Here is a 19,507-nt window from a genome sequence, read left to right as displayed (position 1 = left end):
ACACGCCCCGCCCTACTGCAAGTGCCACTTCTGGTTGGCGGCCCCCGTGCACGACCAGATCTGTGCCCGTGCGCCGTTCGCCGACGAGTTGCCCGTGACGTCCAGGCACTTGTTGGCCGCCGTATTCACCACATCACCGGTGGCGGAGTTGTACGACCACCGCTGTGCAGCGGTTCCGTTGCAGTCGTACAACTGCACCTTCGCGCCGTCGGCCGTCGACCCCGACGTGACGTCGAGGCACTTCCCGAGCGAGCGCACCGATCCGTCCGCCTGCACCGACCAGGCCTGCGCGGCGGACCCGTTGCAGTCGTAGAGCTGCACCGCCGTGCCGTTGGCACTCGAACCGCCCGCCACGTCAAGGCACTTGCCCGCAAGACCCACGAACGCGCCCGACTGGCCGCCCCCGCCCGACTGCGTCCCGGACCAGGTGAACGTCGCCGACGTCTTGCCCGGCAGGGAATAAGTGGCGTGCTGGGAACCCCAGTTGACGGTGACCGACTTCGCGGCCGACGCGCCGTTGTAGGCGATCAGCGCCTTCGACCCGTCCGGGTTGCGCCAGGCGACGTTCGGGACGTCCGACGACGCCGTGGAGGCGATCCGCTGCGCCCCGGGCCGGACGAACTTCGTCAGGTGCCCCATCGTGTAGTACTCGACCGTGTAGTCGACGGTCCCGCCCGCCCCGTCCCCGTTGTGCACGGTGATCAGCCCGGAACAGGTCCCGCAACCTCCGTTGTGCGGACCCCGGTTCTGGTCCACGGCGAGCGACCACTTGGTCACCGACTTCGCCCAGTTCCGGGTGTAGTCGACGATGTTGAGCATGTCCTCGCGCTGCTGGTCGGCGATCCAGGTACCGCCGGAGTGCTCGGTCCCGAAGGCGTCGAGTCCCGGGTACTGATTGTGCACGCTCGTCTGCTTGGTGACGTCGCCGCCGTACCCGTGCCAGGCGATCCCGCCGAAGTTCGGGTGCGAGCGGACCGCCGCGTCGTCGACGGTCGCCGCCGCGTAGGAGTCGTACACGTCCCAGTTCCAGTCGTGGGCGAGCACCTTGGTGGACAGGCCCGCCGCCTGGAGCTTGGGCAGCAGCTCACTCTTGGTGAAGTAGGCGAGCCCGGAGGCGTTCCAGCTCATCGACGGATAGCCGGAGCAGCAGGTCGGCTCGTTCTGGGGGGTGACGTACGAGACGAGGACGCCCTGATCCCGGTACGCCTGAAGGTACTTCACGAAGTACGAGGCGTACGCGCCGTAGTCCTCCGACTTCAGCCAGCCGCCGTTCAGGGACCCGCTGTCCTTCATCCAGGCCGGTGCGGTCCATGGCGAGGCCATCACCGTCAGGGAGGGATTGAGCTGGAGCGCCTGCTTGGTCAGCGGCACCACGTCGGCCAGGTCGTGCGCGACGGAGAACTGCGCGAGGTTCGGGTCGCTCTGTCCGGCCGGCACATCGTCGTACGTGTAGCCGTAGCGGGCGAGGTCCGAGGCGCCCATCGGATTGCGCAGGAAGGACAGCCCGATCCCGTCCGTCGGAGAGAACAGCTTGCGCATCGTCGCGTCGCGCGTGCTCTGCGAGAGCGCGCCGCTGCTGTTCATCAGCCAGGCCGCGGTGTCGGTGAAGGAGGCGCCCCCGCCGGTGAAGGTCTGGTACCGGGTGTTCTCGTCGACGGTGATGTTCTCGCCGCTGCCGCCGCTGCCCGACTGGAAGGCGAACGGAGCCTGGGCCTGGAGGCCGCGGACGACATGGCGCCCGCCGGTGTCGTCCGTCGTCGTCAGATAGGCGGTGACCTGTTCGCCCGCGGCGTGCGCGGGCGCCGCCGCCGTGAATCCCGCGGTGGTGAGCAGCCCGGCGACGATCAGCCGGACCGCCCGAGTGGATCTCGTGGTGGATCTCCTCATGGAGCGCCGCCCTTCTGGAAGTGGGGGTGGGAGGCGTGCGAGGCGTGAGTAAATGACGGCCGCGGACCCGCGTCAAGGGGTCGCGCGTTCACAGGCTGAAGGAACAACTGCCCTGATCTGGCCGTGACTTGGGTGTGTACCGGTTCTGACGTGAAGTCTTGACGGGTTGCCGGGACGCCAGTTAACTCACGCCGTGATCTAAGTCGTAAGACGAATGAGCCGTCAGAAGTTACGTGAGAGTCGAGGGGGGACCCCATGACCAGGCTCGATCGGAATTCCGTACGAAGAACCGCTCTGCTGGCCGGTGCCGCGCTGATCGCCGGACTGCTTCCGCTCGCGTCGGCGGGCACGGCGGCGGCCGACGATCCGGCGCCCGTGCCGGTCGACCGCTTCGAGGGCGAGGTGCCCTTCGCCAGCCAGCCCGCCGAGGGCATTTTCACCTGGGGCGGCGACAGTGACGACCCGCCCCGGCTGGCCCTGACCGAACGGTCCGACGCGCCCGAGGGCGCCAAGGTCCTCACCGGCGACTACGACATCAGCGGCTACGGCGGGTTCACCCACGACTTCGCGGCGGACCAGCCGGCCCACGACTGGTCCGCGCACAAGGGCATCCGCTTCTGGTGGGACGGCCGCGACAACGCCAAGAAGATCGCCTTCGAGATCAAGGACGGCGGAGCCAACGGCGAGGCCTCCGAGCTGTGGACGACCTCCTTCACCGACGACTTCACCGGCTGGAAACAGATCGAGATCCCCTTCACCGACTTCATCTATCGCACGGACTACCAGCCCGTCGGCGGCATCGACCAGGTCCTCGGTCTGAACCAGATGTGGGGATACGCCGTCACCCTCCCGGTCGGCGTCCAGGGGCAGTTCGCCATGGACGACGTCGAGCTGTACGGCAGGGCAGACCAGTCCCTGCGTGCCTCCGTCACCACCGACGCCGCCGTCCACACGGTGAAGGAGGGCGCCGCCGCCTCCGTGAAGGTCTCCGTCGCCACCACCGGCGCCGTGCCGATCGACGAACCCGTGACCGTCGGATACGAGAGCGCGGGCGGCTCCGCCGAACCGGGCAAGGACTACACCCCGGTCAAGGGCGAGGTCACCTTCCCGGCGGGCACGGCGTCCGGTACGAGCCGCACCATCCGGATCCCGACCCTGCGCGACCGGTCCGCCGAAGCGGCCGAGACGATTCCCCTCAAGCTCACGGTGACCGGCGCCAAGGCCCCCACCGAGACCCCGCAGGTGGTCATCGACGCCCACGGACTCCCGTACCTGGATCCGAAGCTGCCCGTGAAGAAGCGGGTCGCCGACCTCGTCTCCCGGATGTCCCTGGAGGAGAAGGCCGGACAGATGACCCAGGCCGAGCGCGGCGCGATCGGCACGGGCGGTGACATCGCCTCCTACGACCTCGGCTCGCTGCTCTCCGGCGGCGGCTCGACGCCGACCCCCAACACCGCCGCGGCCTGGGCGAAGATGATCGACGGTTACCAACTCCGGTCGCAGGCGACGCGGTTCCAGATCCCGCTGATCTACGGCGTGGACGCGGTGCACGGCCACAACAACCTCACCGGTGCCACGGTGCTGCCGCACAACATCGGCATCGGCGCCACCCGTGACCCCCGACTCGCGGAGCGGGCGGGCGCGGTGACCGCCTCCGAGGTCCGCGCCACCGGCATCCCGTGGGACTTCGCCCCCTGCCTGTGCGTGACCCGCGACGAGCGCTGGGGCCGCTCCTACGAGTCCTTCGGCGAGGACCCGGCGCTCGTCGAGTCCATGGAGACGGTCGTCCGGGGTCTCCAAGGGGCCGCCGACGGCAGGGACCTGAAGGACGACGACAAGGTCCTCGCCACCGCCAAGCACTTCGTCGGCGACGGCGGCACCGGGTACGGCACGTCCACGACGGGCTCGTACACCATCGACCAGGGCGTCACCAAGGTCACCCGGCAGCAGCTGGAGGCCGTGCACCTGGCCCCGTACCAGTCGGCGGTCGACCGCGGCGTCGGCTCGGTCATGCCGTCCTACTCCTCGCTCGATATCGTCGGCGACGGTCAGGGCCCGGTGAAGATGCACGCCCGCGCCGACATGATCAACGGCGTGCTCAAGGGCCGGATGGGCTTCGACGGCTTCGTGATCAGTGACTGGAACGCCATCGACCAGCTCCCCGGCGACTACGCGTCCCACGTCCGCAGCTCGGTCAACGCGGGTGTCGACATGATGATGGTGCCGTACTCGTACAAGGACTTCCGCACGACGCTCATCGACGAGGCGAAGGCCGGTCGCGTCAGCGAGCGGCGGATCGACGACGCCGTGGCGCGCATCCTCACGCAGAAGTTCAAGCTGGGCCTATTCGAGAAGCCGTACGCGGACACGAGCGGCGCTTCGGAGATCGGCTCGGCCGCGCACCGGGCCGTGGCGCGGCAGGCGGCGGCCGAGTCCCAGGTCCTGCTGAAGAACGCGAACGGCGTACTGCCGCTGAAGAAGTCGCAGAAGGTGTACGTCGCGGGTTCCAACGCCGACGACATCGGCAACCAGACCGGCGGCTGGACCATCACCTGGCAGGGCTCGTCCGGGAACATCACCCAGGGCACGACGATCCTCCAGGGCATGCGCAAGGCCGGCGGTGACGTCACGTACTCGAAGGACGCCTCCGCCCCCACCGGCGGCTACGACGTCGGTGTGGTCGTCGTCGGCGAGACCCCGTACGCGGAAGGCGTCGGCGATGTCGGCAACGGCAACGACCTGGAGCTGACCGCGGCCGACAAGGCGGCCGTCGACAAGGTGTGCGCGGCCATGAAGTGCGCGGTGCTGATCGTCTCGGGCCGCCCGCAGCTCATCGGCGACCGTCTCGGCGCCGTCGACGCCCTCGTCGCCTCCTGGCTGCCGGGCACGGAGGGCGACGGCGTCGCGGACGTCCTCTACGGCCGGCGCGCCTTCACCGGACAGCTTCCGGTCACCTGGCCCAAGGCGGAGTCCCAGCTGCCGATCAACGTCGGTGACGCCTCCTACGACCCGCAGTTCCCGTACGGGTGGGGTCTGACGACGCTCACGAAGGCACCGGGCGGTGGCACCGCCACCCTCCGGACGCTCGCCCTGGTGGCCTCGGCGGCGGAGAGGTCCGGCGCCGACGAGGTCGCGCGCACGGCCGTGACGAAGGCCCGTCTGCTCGTCCAGCAGAAGATCGGCTCGTCGATCACCGCTGCGTCTGCGAAGCCCTTCGCGGACGCGGACCATCTCCTGCTGACCGGCCACTACGCGCGGGCGGTGGCCAAGCTGGCGGAGGCCTACCGAGCCGCCTGAGAGGAGTGGTGAAAGCGCCGGCCGGGGCTGGACGACCAGTCCCGGCCGGCGCTTTTCGCGGGTTCGGGGTTTCTACGAAGCGGTCGCTGCCGGGGCTGTCGCGCTCTTGAGCTCCTTGGCCAGTTTGCGGGCCTGCCAGGCCTTGACCACGGTGTGGATCCGGATCGCGGTGAAGACGAGGACCGCGAGACCGAGAAGGGCGCCGATCGGTTCCCGGTCCCGGGCCGCCGCGTAGAAGAGTCCGATGGTGAAGGGGATGCCGACGACGATGAGCAGCGGCTCGCGCACCCAGAACGGGAGCACGCGAAGGATGAGTCCGACCATGCGGTCACTTCAGCAGGTTCATGCCATCCATTGCTGTGACGGAGCCCACAATTCCGCCAGGCGGAATCGGATCGTTGCAGGACAGCGGACCGGAGCGGCCACCGCTCCAGTCGCCGCTTCGGTCACCGCACCCGTCGCCGCTCCGGCCGGTCGCGACGCGGCGGGGCGAGGCGGGGCGAGGCGGGGCGCGGCGGAGATCGGGCCGCATGGCCGAGGGTCCATCGAGCGTTCGCCTCCGATGCCCGGATTTGCTCCGGTTCAGGTAGCTTCGGAGGCATGAGGGTCGCACGCACCCGAGGACTTCCGGGCCTGTTGGTCGCACTGGCGCTCGCGGCCCTGGCGGCGCTGTGGTTCCCGGCGCCCCCCGCCCACGCGGCCACCGACGTCTCCACCGTCGCGGCGGCCCTTCGCGAGAGCCCTGTCTATGTGGACCCGGCGGCTTCCGCCCAGCTCTCCGCGCCGGAGGCCGACGCTCTCGCCGCCAAGATCAAGAAGGCGGACAGACCCGTCTTCGTCGCCGTGCTCCCCGCGGACTTCCCCACTCAGAACCTCTTCCAGAACCTGCGCACCGCCACCGGGATCACCGGGCTCTACGAGGTCAGGCTCGGCGACCGCTTCGACGCCCGCGCCGACTCCGCGGTGATGTCCCGCTCGGCGGTGCAGAACCTCGTCACCAGCGTCCAGGGCGTGAAGGACGCGAACACCCAGCTGAACGACTTCACCGACCGCGCGCTCACCAACATCCGCGGTTCGGCCCCCGCGAGCTGGGGCGGCGAAAAGGGCGGCGGAGGCGTGTCCGCGGGAGCGCTGATCGCGGTCGGCGCGGTGGCCGTCGTCGGCGGCGCGGGCGCGTACACGGTCGTACGCCGCAACCGGCGCCGCAAGGAGGAGGAGCAGCGGGCCGCGCTCGACAGGCTCCGCGTGGTCGTGGACGAGGACATCACCGCCTTCGGCGAGGAACTGGACCGTCTCGACTTCCACCCCGCGGAGGCGGGCGCCGACGACGTCATGCGGGCGGACTACGAACGCGCGCTGGACGCCTACGAACAGGCGAAGTCCTCCATGGGCGCGGCCCAGCGCCCCGAGGACGTACGCGCCGTCACGCAGTCCCTGGAGGAGGGCCGCTTCTCCCTCGCCGTGCTCGCCGCGCGCCGCGAGGGCCGGCCGGTCCCCGAACGCCGCGCGCCCTGCTTCTTCGACCCCCGGCACGGCCCGTCGGTCGCCGACGCGGCCTGGACACCCGCCGGGGGCGCGTCCCGCGAGGTCCCGGTCTGCAAGGCGGACTGGATCCGTCTCTCCGACGGTGAGAATCCGGCGGTCCGCGAGGTCGAGACGGAGTACGGCCGCCGCCCGTACTGGGACGCGGGCCCGGCGTACGGCCCCTGGGCGGGCGGCTACTTCGGCGGCGGCCTGCTGCCCGGCCTCCTCGTCGGCACCGTGCTCGGCAGCGTCATGGCCAGCCCCTCGTACGGGGCCGCCTACGGCACCGGGTACGGCGACTTCGGCGGCGGTTACGACGGCGGCGACGCCTCCGGTGCCGACTTCGACGCGGGCGACTTCGGCGGCGGGTTCGGGGACGGCGGTGGCGGCGGGGGCGGAGATTTCGGTGGCGGTGGAGACTTCGGCGGCGGCGGAGGCTTCTGAGGGAGATTCCGGGGGAAATTCCGAGGGCGCTCCTGAGGACACGGGAGCCCGCCCGGTCCCTGGGGACTGCCCGCTCCAGTCGTCCAGTGCCGGCCGTCCAGTGCCGGCCGTCCAGTGCCGGCCGTCCAGTGCCGGCCGTCCAGTGCCGGCCGTCCAGCGCAGGCCGTCCAGCGCAGGCCGTCCGGCGCAGGCCGTCCAGCGCAGGCCGTCCGGCTCCGGTCCTACGCGTCCGGCAGAGCCAGCCAGTCGTGCCAGGACAGATCGCGCCCGATGAACCGAGGCCGCTGGAAGGGCCAGTCCTCGGCGATCCACCGGGGCACGAGCAGATCCAGCTCCCGCTCCAGCGCCGTACCGACCCGCTCGTCCACCACCCACCACGAGATCTCGGCGTCGGCGCCCGCCTTCTCCGGCGGGTCGATGTAGACACAGCCGTACTCGGTGGTGCCGGTGGCGTCGAACAGCACGTAGTTGAAGGACTGGTGGGCGGCGATCTCCGCCTCGTGCCGCTCCAGATCCTTCAGATTCGCCTCGTACGTCATCGTCGCCGCGGGCCAGCCCCACGCCTCTCCGAAGATCGACCACAGCCGCTCACGCGACCCCATGACGGTCGGATAGTCGATGGCGGCGTCGGCCCCGGTGATCGGACGCAGATGGCATCCGCCGGGCACCTCGACGCGGGACGGATGGACGAAATCAGCGGGCAGCCAGCTCATACCCGGAGGCTAGCGACCGGGCGGTCGGCGCGCACGGGGTTATTCGCGGCCCGCCAACGCCGTGACGCCGAGCTCCCGCGGTCGGGGAACTCGGCGTCGGCGAAGGGCACTTGGTCGTGCGGCGGTGTTACTTGGCGGCGCGCCGCTTGTGGCCCGTCACCTTGGCGATCCAGGTGAGGAAGTCGCCCGGGTCGATGTTCGAGCCGTGGCCCTCGTCCCAGTAGTAGAAGTGGTCGACGTCGTCGCCCAGGTTCCGCGCGGCGGCCGCGAGGTTCGCGGAGACCGTCAGCGAGGTGTCGGAGTCCTTGGTGCCGAGACGTATCCACCAGTGCTTGGAGCGGCCCGGGTTGTCCCGCTGGAGGTGGTACATCGGGTTCATCAGGTTCAGCTTCTCGGGGATGTCGCTCTCGAGCCGCTTGCCGGTCACGCCGGTGGTGTCGTTCTTCAGGCCGTACGCCGTGAAATGACGGGCCTCGGCCTTGTCCTTGCCGAATTCGTTGTTCTCGCCCGCGGAGAGGTCGAAGGCGTCGAAGGCCGGCGTGGACTTCTTGCGGGCGCCCACGTGCTTCACGAAGTCCTCCCATGTGAACGTCGCCCTGCCGCCGGACCAGGTGATGAAGGGGTTGGCGGCCAGGTAGGTCGCGCGGTCCGCGTCCGAAAGAGCCGTGAGGTATTCGCCGGCCGAAGGCTCCAGATAGGTCGTGACCAGGTAGGCGTCGAGGTTGCGGGCGTTCAGCTGGCCGAACCCGTTCGGACCGCGCAGTTTCAGGCCGGCCTGGTACTCGGCGAACTGCGACCGGAGCGCCCTGGAGACGGTCTGGTCGACGACCTTGCCGGTGCTCGCGGTGACGTTGGTGCCCCAGTTCCACTCGTAGGCGCCGTCGGCGTGCTCCAGGTCGGTGATCGGGCACCAGGCACCGGTCGCGAAGATCGCGTCGCTCGCGTCGGCGGCGCCGAGCTCCTTCAGGTAGGAGTCGTAGACGCGGCTGTCGCCGGACGCGCCCAGCAGGGACGACAGGGCGCCGCCCGCGCTGGTGCCGGTGGAGACGATCCGGTCGGTGTCGCCGGGGATGACGCCCTTGTTGGCGCGGACGTAGCGCACCGCGGCCTTGAGGTCGACGATCGCGGCGGGCGCGGTGCCGTAGTAGACGCCGTCCGCGTCGGTGAGCGTACGGCCGCGGGCGCCCGGCTCCACGACGACATAGCCCGCCGCGAGACCCAGCTTGCCGAGGTTGACCATGCCGCCCTGGGCGTTCACCATCGCGTTGCCGCCGGACTGGACCTCTCCGGTCCCGCCGCTCGCGGAGGCCGAGGCGCTCGCGGAGGCCGAGGCGCTCGCGGAGGCCGAGGCGCTGGGGGAGGGGCCGCCGGTACCGCCGCCGGGTCCGCCGGTCATGCCCGCGCCGCCCACGCCGGTGGCGTCCGCCACGGAGGAGGGCATGTAGCCGCCCACCGAGTTGGCGAAGACGATGGGCGCGTCGGTCGCGTCCACGGCGGTGCCGTCGATCGAGACGGGGACGCTGACGTTCAGGCTCTGGTACTTCGCGTCCACCGGGTCGGCGACATAGGTGACGGCCTTCCAGAAGTGGTAGACGACCTCGCGGTCCTTGCCGTCGGCATCCGTGATGGTGGTCGTCAGCTCGGTGTAGGCGTCCTTGTCGAAGACTAGGGTGCCCGCCGACTTCGCCGTGGACGTGCCGGTCGCGTTCGCGTTCAGGGCGAAGCCGCCGGCCGCCGCGACTCCCGCGGTCGCTCCGATGCCCATGACCACGGTCCTGCGCTTCACTGCCCTGTGCTTCACTGAGATTTCTCCCCTTCGCGGCATCTTCGATCTCGCGGCACATTCGATCTGCCGGCGCGCTGTTGCTCTTGCTCCGCGAACGTAATTCGCTGTCCGCAAAAGTGTCAACAATTCTGTTTAATTCATTGTGAACACTCATCGACTCTCAGCGGGCTCACAGGGACGCGGCGAGAATTCGGCTGCTTCAGGACAGGAATCGACCTGAAGAAGTCCTAGCGTTTCTCCATGGCCAACCTCGATGGGGCAGGGAACGCGTCAGGGATCGAGACCTTCGCGGACGCGGACCGGATGGACGCGTGGCTGTCCGCCCACGCCGGAGGCCGCTCCGCCGTCTGGGTGAAGGTCGCGAAGAAGGGAACCGGCCTGGTCTCCGTGAGCGCGGCGGACGTCAACGATGTGGCGCTCTGCCACGGCTGGATCACCGGCCACCGCAAGGGTTACGACGACGCGTACTTCCTCCAGCGGATCACCCCGCGCCGGCCTGGCAGCCTGTGGTCGACGGTGAACGTACGGCGGGTCGAGGAACTCACCGCGGCCGGGCGCATGCGGCCCGGTGGCCTGGCGGAGGTCGAGGCCGCGCGGGCGGACGGCAGGTGGGCGGCCGCGTACGCGTCGCAGAAGGAGGCCACGGTGCCGGACGATCTGGCCGCGGCGCTGCGGGAGAACCCGCGGGCCCGGCGCTTCTTTGACGGCCTCGGCAAGACCGATCAGTACCTCGCCGTGGTGGGCCTGCTGAGGGCACGGACGCCCGGGACCAGAGCCGCACGCCTGCGGGCCGTGATCGGCGAGCTGGAGGCGGGGCGTCGGGTGAAGTGAGAGGGTGCGGGCGGCGGAGGGACGGCCTTTCGGGCCGTGGGCGCCGATGTGCCCGCCCCCGCGTGCCGAGACGCCGGAGCGCCCGCCCTCTCCCTGAGGGGAGCAGGAGGGCGGGCGCGCTCGGGTGTCGCCGCAGCGAACGGTTCGGCCGGCGCGGGCCGGAGGGAGCCGACGGCTCAGCCGGCGTTCTTGATCGCCGAGATGTCGAAGTTCAGCTTGATCTTGTCGGAGACGAGGACGCCACCGGTCTCCAGGGCCGCGTTCCAGGTGAGGCCCCACTCGGAGCGCAGGATCTCGGCCTTGCCCTCGAAGCCCACGCGCTCGTTGCCGAACGGGTCCTTCGCGGAGCCGTTGAACTCCAGGTCGATGCTGAGCCGGCGGGTCGTGCCGAGGATCTCCAGGTCGCCGGTGATCCGGTAGTCGTCGCCGCCCAGGGACTCCGCCTCGGTGGAGCGGAAGGTCATCGCCGGGAACTCGTCGGTCTTGAAGAAGTCCGCGCTCTTGAGGTGGCCGTCGCGGTCCGCGGACCCGGTGTCGATGCTGTCCATCCGGATGTCGAGGGACGCCGTCGACTTGGCCGGGTCGCCGCCGTCCAGGTGCAGCGTGCCCTCGAAGTCGTTGAACTTGCCCTTGACGTTGGTCACCATCGCGTGGCGTGCCACGAAGCCGATCGTCGAGTGGGCCGGGTCGATGGTGTAGGCGCCGGTCAGGGCGGCCAGGTCCGGGTTGACGGTGGTGGTCGTCGCGGTCGTCGAGGACTCGGCGGTGTCGGTGGTCTTGCGGCCGAAGATGCCCATGAGGTGCTCCTTGGGGGACGGGCCGCGGTTCCGTTCAGAGCCACGGCGGCTATCTGTTGAATGTTCAACCAGTCCAACAAGGGCAACCGTAGACCTATTCCGTTCAAGTTTCAACATCATCCGGAGTGTATCTCCGGTGTCACGGTGGGTCACCTCCTGGATCACCTTCCACCGCCCTCTGGCGGACGCGCGTAGAACTCGGGCACCATCTGCGTGCACCCCCTGCACAGCCGCCCCACAGGAAGCACGGCCGTACCTCGCTACGGCCGCCCGACGGTCCTCCGCAGGAAAGGTCCCCCCTCCATGAAGTTCAGGTCCGTGCTGACCGCCCTCGCTCTCGTCGTGGCCCCCGGTGTCGCCGTCGTCGGCACCGCCACCGAAGCGTTCGCCGTCACCAAGATCAGTCACGCCACCGCGACCTCGATGTTCCGCCAGTCCGGCGTCACCTGGTCCTCCTCCGGTGGCTGCTCCGACCGCAACAACTCCACCTGTACGTCGTTCGAGCAGCTCAACCTCGCCACCGCGCAGGGCGCCCAGACGCTCAAGGGGTCCAGCGGCTGCGCGCTCAACATCACCGGCGGCACCGAGACCGGCCACGCCGGCGGCACGTACTCGCACTGGAACGGCTACAAGCTCGACTACGGCAAGAACACCTGCGTCACCGCCTACATCAAGAACAACTTCACCTACATAGGCCTGCGCGGCGACGGCGCCCCGCAGTACAAGTCCGGCGCCGGCAACATCTACGCCGACGAGGGCAACCACTGGGACGTCCTCTACTACAACTGCGGCGGCTGCTGACCCGTCGCCCCGGGGTGTGCGCGGACCCTCGAACGGAGGTCCGCGTCACTCTGGCGACGGCATGTGCTCCGCGTGAATGTGAGGTGGCTCTCGGCCGAAGAGTTTGTGTGATCTCTACAAGCTCAGGCCCCTCTGAGCAGTCAGATCGCCTGCATGTGGTGGCGGTTCTGTTCAGGGGTACCAGGAAAACGGTCCGGAGACTGTGCAGAGTCGACGGGCCTCTTTCCTAGGTGGACTTCGTAAGGTCACTACATGACCGTTTTGGACGAGGCCGACACCGCAAGCTCCACGAGCCCCACAGGCGAACCGACGGACGCGCGCGGACGTGTGGCGGAACTGCACGCCATCCGTGCGGAGGCGCTGCGGGGCCCCAGCGAGAAGGCGACCGAGGCGCAGCACGCCAAGGGCAAGCTGACCGCCCGGGAGCGCATCGAGCTGCTGCTGGACGCGGGCTCGTTCCGAGAGGTCGAGCAGCTGCGCCGGCACCGGGCGACCGGTTTCGGCCTGGAGGCCAAGAAGCCGTACACCGACGGTGTCATCACCGGCTGGGGCACGGTCGAGGGCCGCACGGTCTTCGTGTACGCCCATGACTTCCGCATCTTCGGCGGTGCGCTGGGCGAGGCCCACGCCACGAAGATCCACAAGATCATGGACATGGCCATCGCGGCCGGGGCGCCGCTGGTGTCCCTGAACGACGGCGCGGGCGCCCGTATCCAGGAGGGCGTCTCCGCCCTCGCCGGCTACGGCGGCATCTTCCAGCGCAACACCAAGGCCTCCGGCGTCATCCCGCAGATCTCGGTGATGCTCGGCCCGTGCGCGGGCGGCGCGGCCTACTCGCCCGCGCTCACGGACTTCGTCTTCATGGTCCGCGAGACCTCGCAGATGTTCATCACCGGCCCGGACGTGGTCAAGGCGGTGACGGGCGAGGAGATCACCCAGAACGGCCTGGGCGGCGCCGACGTCCACGCGGAGACCTCCGGCGTCTGCCACTTCGCGTACGACGACGAGGAGACCTGCATCGCCGAGGTGCGCTACCTCCTGTCGATGCTCCCGCAGAACAACCGCGAGAACCCGCCGCGCGCCGACTCCGCGGACCCGGCCGACCGCCGCAGCGAGGTGCTGCTGGACCTGGTCCCGGCCGACGGCAACCGCCCGTACGACATGACCAAGGTCATCGAGGAGCTCGTCGACGACGGCGACTACCTCGAGGTCCACGAGCGCTGGGCCCGCAACATCATCTGTGCGCTGGCCCGCCTCGACGGCATGGTCGTCGGCATCGTCGCCAACCAGCCGCAGAGCCTGGCGGGTGTGCTCGACATCGAAGCATCCGAAAAAGCTGCACGCTTTGTCCAGATGTGTGACGCTTTCAATATCCCGATCATCACGTTGCTGGACGTGCCTGGGTTCCTCCCGGGCGTCGACCAGGAACACGGCGGGATCATCCGGCACGGCGCGAAGCTGCTGTACGCGTACTGCAACGCGACGGTGCCGCGGATCTCTCTCATCCTGCGCAAGGCGTACGGAGGTGCCTACATCGTCATGGACAGCCAGTCCATCGGGGCCGACCTCACCTACGCCTGGCCCACGAACGAGATCGCCGTGATGGGCGCCGAAGGTGCCGCCAACGTCATCTTCCGCCGTCAGATCGCCGATGCCGTCGATCCCGAGGCGATGCGCGTCCGCATGGTCAAGGAGTACAAGGCCGAGCTGATGCACCCGTACTACGCGGCGGAGCGCGGTCTGGTCGACGACGTCATCGACCCCGCGGAGACCCGTGAGGTCCTGATCAAGTCGCTCGCGATGCTGCACACCAAGCACGCGGACCTGCCCTCCCGCAAGCACGGCAACCCCCCGCAGTAACCCTGCGGATCCTCCGTGGTACCCCCGCGGAAACCTCTCTCATGGAGACTGAAACCTATGAGCACCCCTGACATCCGCGTCGAGAAGGGCCACGCCGAGCCCGAGGAGGTCGCCGCCATCACGGCCATCCTCCTGGCCCGTGCCGCCGCTGCTCCCACTGATGCCGCTCCTGCCCACCGCGCCCACCGCAAGGCAGGCTGGCGCCGCCTGGAGCGAGAGCCCGGCTTCCGGGCCCCGCACAGCTGGCACTGAGTGTTCTGACGCCGACAGCCCCGTCCTCCTGATGGAGGGCGGGGCTGTGGTGTGTCCGGAGGCGCGGTGGCCCTCCGGCGCGAACAGGGGGCGTTCCGGCGGGCGTTCGGGGATTACGGGGCCACCCCGCCGCTCAACGCGGCCGTACGGGGCAGGAGTTCGCTCGGAGCCCGGCCGTCGCGGCGTACCGGGCGGGAATCGGTGGGGGAGACGGACGACGGCCCCCGCTTCTCCGGCTGGAGAAGCGGGGGCCGTCGCCTCGGAGGCGGTAGGCGCTAGCGCAGGCGCGCCATCAGCGCGTGCTCGACCAGCGTGATCAGCGCCGACTTCGCGTCCGCGCGGTGGCGGGCGTCCGTCGTGATGATCGGAGCGTCCGGACCGATCTGGAGCGCCTCGCGGACTTCCTCGGGGTTGTACGGCTGGTTGCCGTCGAAGCCGTTGAGGGCGATGACGAACGGCAGGCCGCTGTTCTCGAAGTAGTCGACCGCGGGGAAGCAGTCGGCGAGACGCCGGGTGTCCACCAGGACGATCGCGCCGATGGCGCCGCGGACCAGGTCGTCCCACATGAACCAGAAGCGGTCCTGACCCGGCGTACCGAAGAGGTACAGGATCAGGTCCTGGTCGAGGGTGATACGGCCGAAGTCCATGGCGACGGTCGTCGTCGTCTTGTCTCCGGTGTGCGTGAGGTCGTCGATGCCCGCCGAGGCGGAGGTCATGACGGCCTCGGTACGCAGCGGGTTGATCTCCGAGACGGCGCCGACGAACGTGGTCTTGCCCACGCCGAAGCCGCCCGCCACCACGATCTTCGCGGACGTGGTGGAGCGGGAAGGCCCTCCGCTAGAGCTTGCGAAGTCCACTGAGCACCCTTTCGAGCAATGTCACGGCTGGCTGGCCGCCGGCGCTCTCGTCGCCGCCCGGCTGATGAATGGCGACCAGGCCCGCTTCCGCCAAGTCGGCGACGAGGATCCTGGCAACACCGAGAGGGATGGTCAGCAGGGCCGAGATCTCGGCCACCGACTTGATCTCCCGGCAGAGGTTGCAGATGCGCTGATGCTCGGGCAACTGGCCCTGCATCTGGTGCGGCTGCGCGGTGGTGTGCACCAGTGCCTCGATGGCGAGCTGGTAGCGGGGCCTGGTACGGCCGCCCGTCATGGCGTACGGACGCACCAAGGGGTTGTGCGACGACCCCGCGGGCGACGGCTCGGGTGAGCGCCGCTGCGGTTGTACGGGCTGGATACGCGGCGCCGACGGCTGGTCGTACGGCGACGGCCCGGGGCCCTGCGGACCCTGGGGCGGGTACGGCTGCCGTCGCTGGCTGGGCGCGGAGGGAAAGTTGTACCGGTTCGGGTCCTGCGAACCGTCGCCCTGGCCGCCCTGCCCCTGGCCGGGGCCGTACGACCAGTTGCCCGAAGACGAACCGCCTGGGGGTGTTACCACTTTCTCCTCCTCCGACTGTGCCGGGCACCCATCACTGTGGGACCGCGTCCCGAAACCTTACGGCCACGGGACGCGAATTCGCACCGTCTGTCTGCTAGTTGAGAAGGCTGCCCTGGAGCTCCGCACGAAGGTCCGGAGTCAGGACCGTGCCCGCACGGTCCACCAGAAGCGCCATCTCGTACCCAACGAGACCGATGTCCGCGTCGGGGTGTGCAAGTACCGCGAGGGACGAACCATCGGAAACGGACATGATGAAGAGGAATCCTCGCTCCATCTCCACAACCGTCTGGTTCACATGGCCGCCCTCGAAGATGCGGGAAGCACCCGCGGTCAACGAGGTCAGACCGGACGCGACGGCCGCCAGCTGGTCGGCGCGGTCGCGGGGAAAGCCTTCGGACATGGCCAGAAGGAGTCCGTCGGCGGAGACCACCACCGTGTGCGACACCCCGGGGGTGTTGTCCACGAAATTGGTGATCAACCAGTTCAGGTTCTGTGCCGCCTGGCTCATCGGGCTCACAACTAACGCTCCTGGTTGTAGGTGCTGTCAGAACCGAAGCCCTGACCGTTCGTCTCACTACCTGCACTGCGTCCCCGCTCCACACCGCGGCGCAGGTTGCTCAGCCTGCCCCGGACGTCCTCGGGAGCGCGGGAGACCTGGGGGCCGCCCTGGGGGGTCGATTCCGCGGTTCCCTCGACCAGGTTGGCCTTGGGTACCCGCCGCGGCAGACCGGACGGGGTGACCCCGCCCGCCTTGGGCTTCTTGAGCGACTCGGCACGCTGCCACCGGTCGTCGTTGGACGAGCGCCAGTCGCCGCCCGCGTTCCCGGAGGAAGCCGGCGCCGCCTGCTCCCTCGCCTGCGCCTGATCCACAGGGCGTCCGCCGTTGCCGCCCGCAGTGGCTCCGCGGCGGGGCAGTCCGGCGTCGGTCAGCGTGTGGGGGGCCGAGGGGGCCGGGCCCGGACGGTTGAAGCCTACGCGGTCCTGCTCACCCACGTCGGCCTGCGGCGATCCCGATTCCGGAGCGTACTCGGATCGATACGCACCCTGGTACGCGCCCTGCTGCGGCCAGTCGTCCTGGTAGGACGGCTCTTCGAAGTTCGACCGCGTCTCCGGCGCTCCGCCGCCCATGCCCGCGCGCTCCTGCTGGACCGGCTCCGTATAGGAGGGTTCAGGGTAGCCGCCGTTGGACGGGAAGTACGCCTCGTCGTACGCAGCCTGCCGCGGCTCCTCGTACGACGTCTGCTGGTCGTACGTGGTCTGCTGCTCCTCGTGCACGCCCTGTCCGCCGTCGTACGCCGCCGGGCCGCCGTTGAAGGACGGCTGTCCGTTGTCGTAGGCGGGCTGCTGGGCGTCGAAGCCGTCCGTGTAGCCCTGCGGGCCCTCGATGGCCTCCATGCCCTGCGCCTGGGCCTCCAGGGCCGCACGGCGCTCCTCGCGCATCAGCGAGCGGCCCACGGGGTCGAGGTCGCGGATGTCGTCCGGAACCTCGTAGCGGCTGTCGTCGAAGCCGAGGTCGGCGGCGGTCAGCACGGGCTGCTGCTGCTGTTGCTGCTGCTGAACCCCGAAGTCCTCGCCCTGGAACGAGTGCTGCTCGGGGATGATCTGGGACACGGTGAACTCGTCGCGCATCGGCTGGTTCTCGCCGCCGCCACCATGGGTGATCGCGTCGGGGAGCATGACCAGCGAGGTGGTACCGGCCTGCTCGCCCGAGGGGCGCAGCTGGACACGGACGCCGTGCCGGTCGGACAGCCGACCGACCACGAAGAGGCCCATGCGCTGCGAGATCGCGGCGTCCACGGTCGGCGGGTTGGCCAGCTTGTGGTTGATGTCCGCGAAGTCCTCGGCGGTGAGGCCGATGCCCTTGTCGTGGATCTCGACCATGATGCGGCCGTCGGGGAGACGGGTCGCGGTGACGCGGACCTTGGTCTGCGGGGAGGAGAACGTGGTCGCGTTCTCCAGGAGCTCGGCGAGCAGGTGCACGAGGTCGGTCACGGCGCGGCCGTGGATCTCGGCCTCCGGGACACCGGAGAGCTCGATGCGCTCGTACTGCTCCACCTCGGAGGAGGCGGCGCGCAGCACGTCGACCAGCGGGACCGGCTGGTCCCAGCGGCGGCCGGGCTCCTCGCCGGCGAGGACCAGGAGGTTCTCGCCGTTGCGGCGCATACGGGTCGCGAGGTGGTCCAGGCGGAAGAGGTTCTCCAGCTGGTCCGGGTCGGCCTCGTTGTTCTCCAGGTCGGTGATCAGGGTCAGCTGGCCCTCGATCAGCGACTGGTTGCGGCGCGACAGGTTGGTGAAGATCGCGTTGATGTTGCCTCGCAGGAGGGCCTGCTCGGCGGCCAGTCGTACGGCCTCGCGGTGGACCTGGTCGAAGGCGCGGGCGACTTCGCCGATCTCGTCCGTGGTGGTGATCGGGATGGGCTGCACGCGGGTGTCGACCCGGCCGGGGTCGGTACGCGAGAGCTGGTCGACCAGCATCGGCAGGCGCTGCTCGGCGACATTGAAGGCCGCGTTGCGCAGCTGACGCATCGCGCGGCTCATCTGGCGGGCCACCATGCCGGCCAGGATGAACGCGGCGAGCAGGGCGACCACGACGATGGCGCCGGTGATGAAGGCGTCGGTCTGGGCGGCGTCGGCGATGTCCGAGGCTTCGGCCACCGCCTTGTCGGAGAGCTCCGACTCGATCTGACGGTAGGCGTCGTACTTGGCGGTGTTGACCGCCCACCAGTTCTGCGGGGTGACGCCCTTCGCGGTGAGCTTGGCGCGGTCGGTCTCCAGCGGGGACCTGAGCTGCGCGAGCTCGGTGACCATGGCGGTGTCGCCCGTCGGCGGCGGCACGTAGTTCGGGTCCGCGGACGCCGCCTGCTTGGCCTTGTCCGTCAGGTCGGCCTTGATCTTTGCCTGGGCCGCGCCGAGCTTCGTGGCGTCGGCCTCGGTGCCACCACCGATGTACTCCTCGATCGCGATGCCTTCGAGGTAGGCGTACGAGGAGAGGGCCACGCGCTGCTTGGCGAGGCTGCCGAGGCCCGGGCCCGGCTTGATCAGTATGTGCATGCCGATGGACCGCTCCAGCGACAGCGCGGCCTTGGAGAGCGAGATCGCGTAGACCGTACGGCCGTAGCTGGTGATGTTTCCGGTGCCCAGACCGAGCTCGTTGGCGAACTCCATCAGCGGGTGCTGGATCTGGAGGTAGCCCTCTTCGGTCTTCACACCGTCGAGCTTGGCGGAGTACGCGACCTTCCGGAGGGTCACCAGGCTGGGCTCGACCTTGCGGAAGACGTCGAGGCGTCGCTCCAGGCCGGCCGTCTTCGGCATGTTCTGGGCGGCCTCGTCGAAGACGTCGGCCGCTTCGTCCGTCTGCTCGCGGGCCTTGACGACGTCGGGGTCCTTCTCGCCCTTGCCGTCGGGGGCCAGCATCGGGGCCGCGCTGACGTCACGCTCGACGAACAGCTTGTCGCCGTAGGTCAGGGCCGCCTGGACCAGGCGCGCCGTCTTCTCGGCGTCCTGGGCCTCCTTCCAGGTGTCGATCGAGCTCTTCACCTGGAAGCCGCCCATGACCAGGCCGACGATCACGGGTATGAGCAGGATCGCGTTCAGTCTCGTCGGCACGCGCCAGTTGCGCGGGGAGAGACGGCCGCCGCTCGGCGCGGGTGCCGGCATGGGCTCCGGGCCGGGCATTTGTGCGGGCGCCGCTCCGCGCGGCGGCGGGGTGAAGTTGCCCCGTGCCGACGGCTCGGGACCGTTCATGCTTCGCCTCACTCGACCAACAACCTCTCGGCGTCGGCACCTACGTTGTGCCGCGGTATCTACCAGCGCCCTTGACTACTGGGCAGTTCAGCGCATTCCAGCACGTCAGGCGGCGCCCTTCCAAACACTCGGAA

Annotated in this window: 15 protein-coding genes; 6 read left to right on the top strand and 9 right to left on the bottom strand. The window is 69.5% G+C overall.

The genetic code is table 11. The annotated features are described in order from the left end of the window. Positions 1 to 12: 12 nt before the first annotated feature. Positions 13 to 1,887, bottom strand: a complete 1,875-nt coding sequence (locus ACWD68_RS08900; RefSeq protein WP_451805774.1) for a ricin-type beta-trefoil lectin domain protein — start codon at positions 1,885 to 1,887, stop codon at positions 13 to 15. Positions 1,888 to 2,142: 255 nt separating this feature from the next. Here ACWD68_RS08900 and ACWD68_RS08895 point away from each other — a divergent pair, with 255 nt between their 5' ends. Then, positions 2,143 to 5,184 (top strand): glycoside hydrolase family 3 protein, encoded by a 3,042-nt coding sequence (locus ACWD68_RS08895; protein ID WP_451805773.1) that lies wholly within the window; start codon positions 2,143 to 2,145, stop codon positions 5,182 to 5,184. Positions 5,185 to 5,256: 72 nt separating this feature from the next. Here ACWD68_RS08895 and ACWD68_RS08890 read toward each other — a convergent pair whose 3' ends face one another. Beyond that, positions 5,257 to 5,508 (bottom strand): hypothetical protein, encoded by a 252-nt coding sequence (locus ACWD68_RS08890; RefSeq protein ID WP_451805772.1) that lies wholly within the window; start codon positions 5,506 to 5,508, stop codon positions 5,257 to 5,259. Between the two features lie 276 nt (positions 5,509 to 5,784). Between ACWD68_RS08890 and ACWD68_RS08885 the strand changes: the two genes are divergently transcribed. Further along, entirely contained in the window at positions 5,785 to 7,152 is a 1,368-nt protein-coding gene (locus tag ACWD68_RS08885) for a hypothetical protein (protein WP_451805771.1), read from the top strand. A gap of 221 nt (positions 7,153 to 7,373) precedes the next feature. On the opposite strand, the gene ACWD68_RS08880 is transcribed toward ACWD68_RS08885, so the two are convergent. Both ACWD68_RS08880 and ACWD68_RS08875 read right to left on the bottom strand, forming a co-directional pair. Next, positions 7,374 to 7,865, bottom strand: coding sequence for an N-acetyltransferase (locus ACWD68_RS08880; protein WP_451805770.1), 492 nt, complete (start codon positions 7,863 to 7,865; stop codon positions 7,374 to 7,376). A gap of 127 nt (positions 7,866 to 7,992) precedes the next feature. Continuing rightward, positions 7,993 to 9,630: a subtype B tannase gene (locus tag ACWD68_RS08875; RefSeq protein WP_451805862.1), complete on the bottom strand. Its 1,638-nt coding sequence runs from the start codon at positions 9,628 to 9,630 to the stop codon at positions 7,993 to 7,995. 261 nt (positions 9,631 to 9,891) lie between these two features. Between ACWD68_RS08875 and ACWD68_RS08870 the strand changes: the two genes are divergently transcribed. Next, positions 9,892 to 10,482 carry a YdeI/OmpD-associated family protein gene (locus tag ACWD68_RS08870; RefSeq protein WP_451805769.1) on the top strand — a complete coding sequence of 197 codons (591 nt, stop codon included), beginning with the start codon at positions 9,892 to 9,894 and terminating at the stop codon, positions 10,480 to 10,482. A 176-nt stretch (positions 10,483 to 10,658) separates the two neighbouring features. Here the strand turns inward: ACWD68_RS08870 and ACWD68_RS08865 are convergent, their stop codons facing one another. Next, complete coding sequence (locus ACWD68_RS08865; RefSeq protein ID WP_451805768.1) at positions 10,659 to 11,279, bottom strand: YceI family protein; 621 nt, start codon at positions 11,277 to 11,279, stop codon at positions 10,659 to 10,661. Positions 11,280 to 11,582: 303 nt separating this feature from the next. Between ACWD68_RS08865 and ACWD68_RS08860 the strand changes: the two genes are divergently transcribed. The 3 genes from ACWD68_RS08860 (at position 11,583) to ACWD68_RS08850 (ending at position 14,192) form a co-directional block, all read left to right on the top strand. Beyond that, on the top strand, positions 11,583 to 12,080 hold the full coding sequence (locus ACWD68_RS08860) for a hypothetical protein (RefSeq protein WP_451805767.1): 498 nt from the start codon (positions 11,583 to 11,585) through the stop codon (positions 12,078 to 12,080). A 252-nt stretch (positions 12,081 to 12,332) separates the two neighbouring features. Further along, a complete protein-coding gene (locus ACWD68_RS08855) occupies positions 12,333 to 13,940 on the top strand; it encodes an acyl-CoA carboxylase subunit beta (protein WP_451805766.1) in 1,608 nt (535 codons plus the stop codon). 57 nt (positions 13,941 to 13,997) lie between these two features. Next, complete coding sequence (locus tag ACWD68_RS08850; RefSeq protein WP_266763125.1) at positions 13,998 to 14,192, top strand: acyl-CoA carboxylase subunit epsilon; 195 nt, start codon at positions 13,998 to 14,000, stop codon at positions 14,190 to 14,192. A gap of 275 nt (positions 14,193 to 14,467) precedes the next feature. Here ACWD68_RS08850 and ACWD68_RS08845 read toward each other — a convergent pair whose 3' ends face one another. The 4 genes from ACWD68_RS08845 to ACWD68_RS08830 form a co-directional block, all read right to left on the bottom strand. Beyond that, entirely contained in the window at positions 14,468 to 15,049 is a 582-nt protein-coding gene (locus ACWD68_RS08845; protein WP_103554950.1) for a GTP-binding protein, read from the bottom strand. Continuing rightward, positions 15,030 to 15,629 (bottom strand): DUF742 domain-containing protein, encoded by a 600-nt coding sequence (locus tag ACWD68_RS08840; protein WP_451805765.1) that lies wholly within the window; start codon positions 15,627 to 15,629, stop codon positions 15,030 to 15,032. The genes ACWD68_RS08845 and ACWD68_RS08840 overlap by 20 nt, the downstream gene beginning before the upstream one ends. Positions 15,630 to 15,723: 94 nt before the next feature. Beyond that, a complete protein-coding gene (locus ACWD68_RS08835; RefSeq protein ID WP_451805861.1) occupies positions 15,724 to 16,137 on the bottom strand; it encodes a roadblock/LC7 domain-containing protein in 414 nt (137 codons plus the stop codon). An 11-nt stretch (positions 16,138 to 16,148) separates the two neighbouring features. Beyond that, on the bottom strand, positions 16,149 to 19,385 hold the full coding sequence (locus tag ACWD68_RS08830; RefSeq protein WP_451805764.1) for a nitrate- and nitrite sensing domain-containing protein: 3,237 nt from the start codon (positions 19,383 to 19,385) through the stop codon (positions 16,149 to 16,151). Positions 19,386 to 19,507: the final 122 nt, after the last annotated feature.

Source organism: Streptomyces sp. NPDC005141, assembly GCF_053599975.1.
This window is presented reverse-complemented; position numbering and strand designations above follow the sequence as displayed.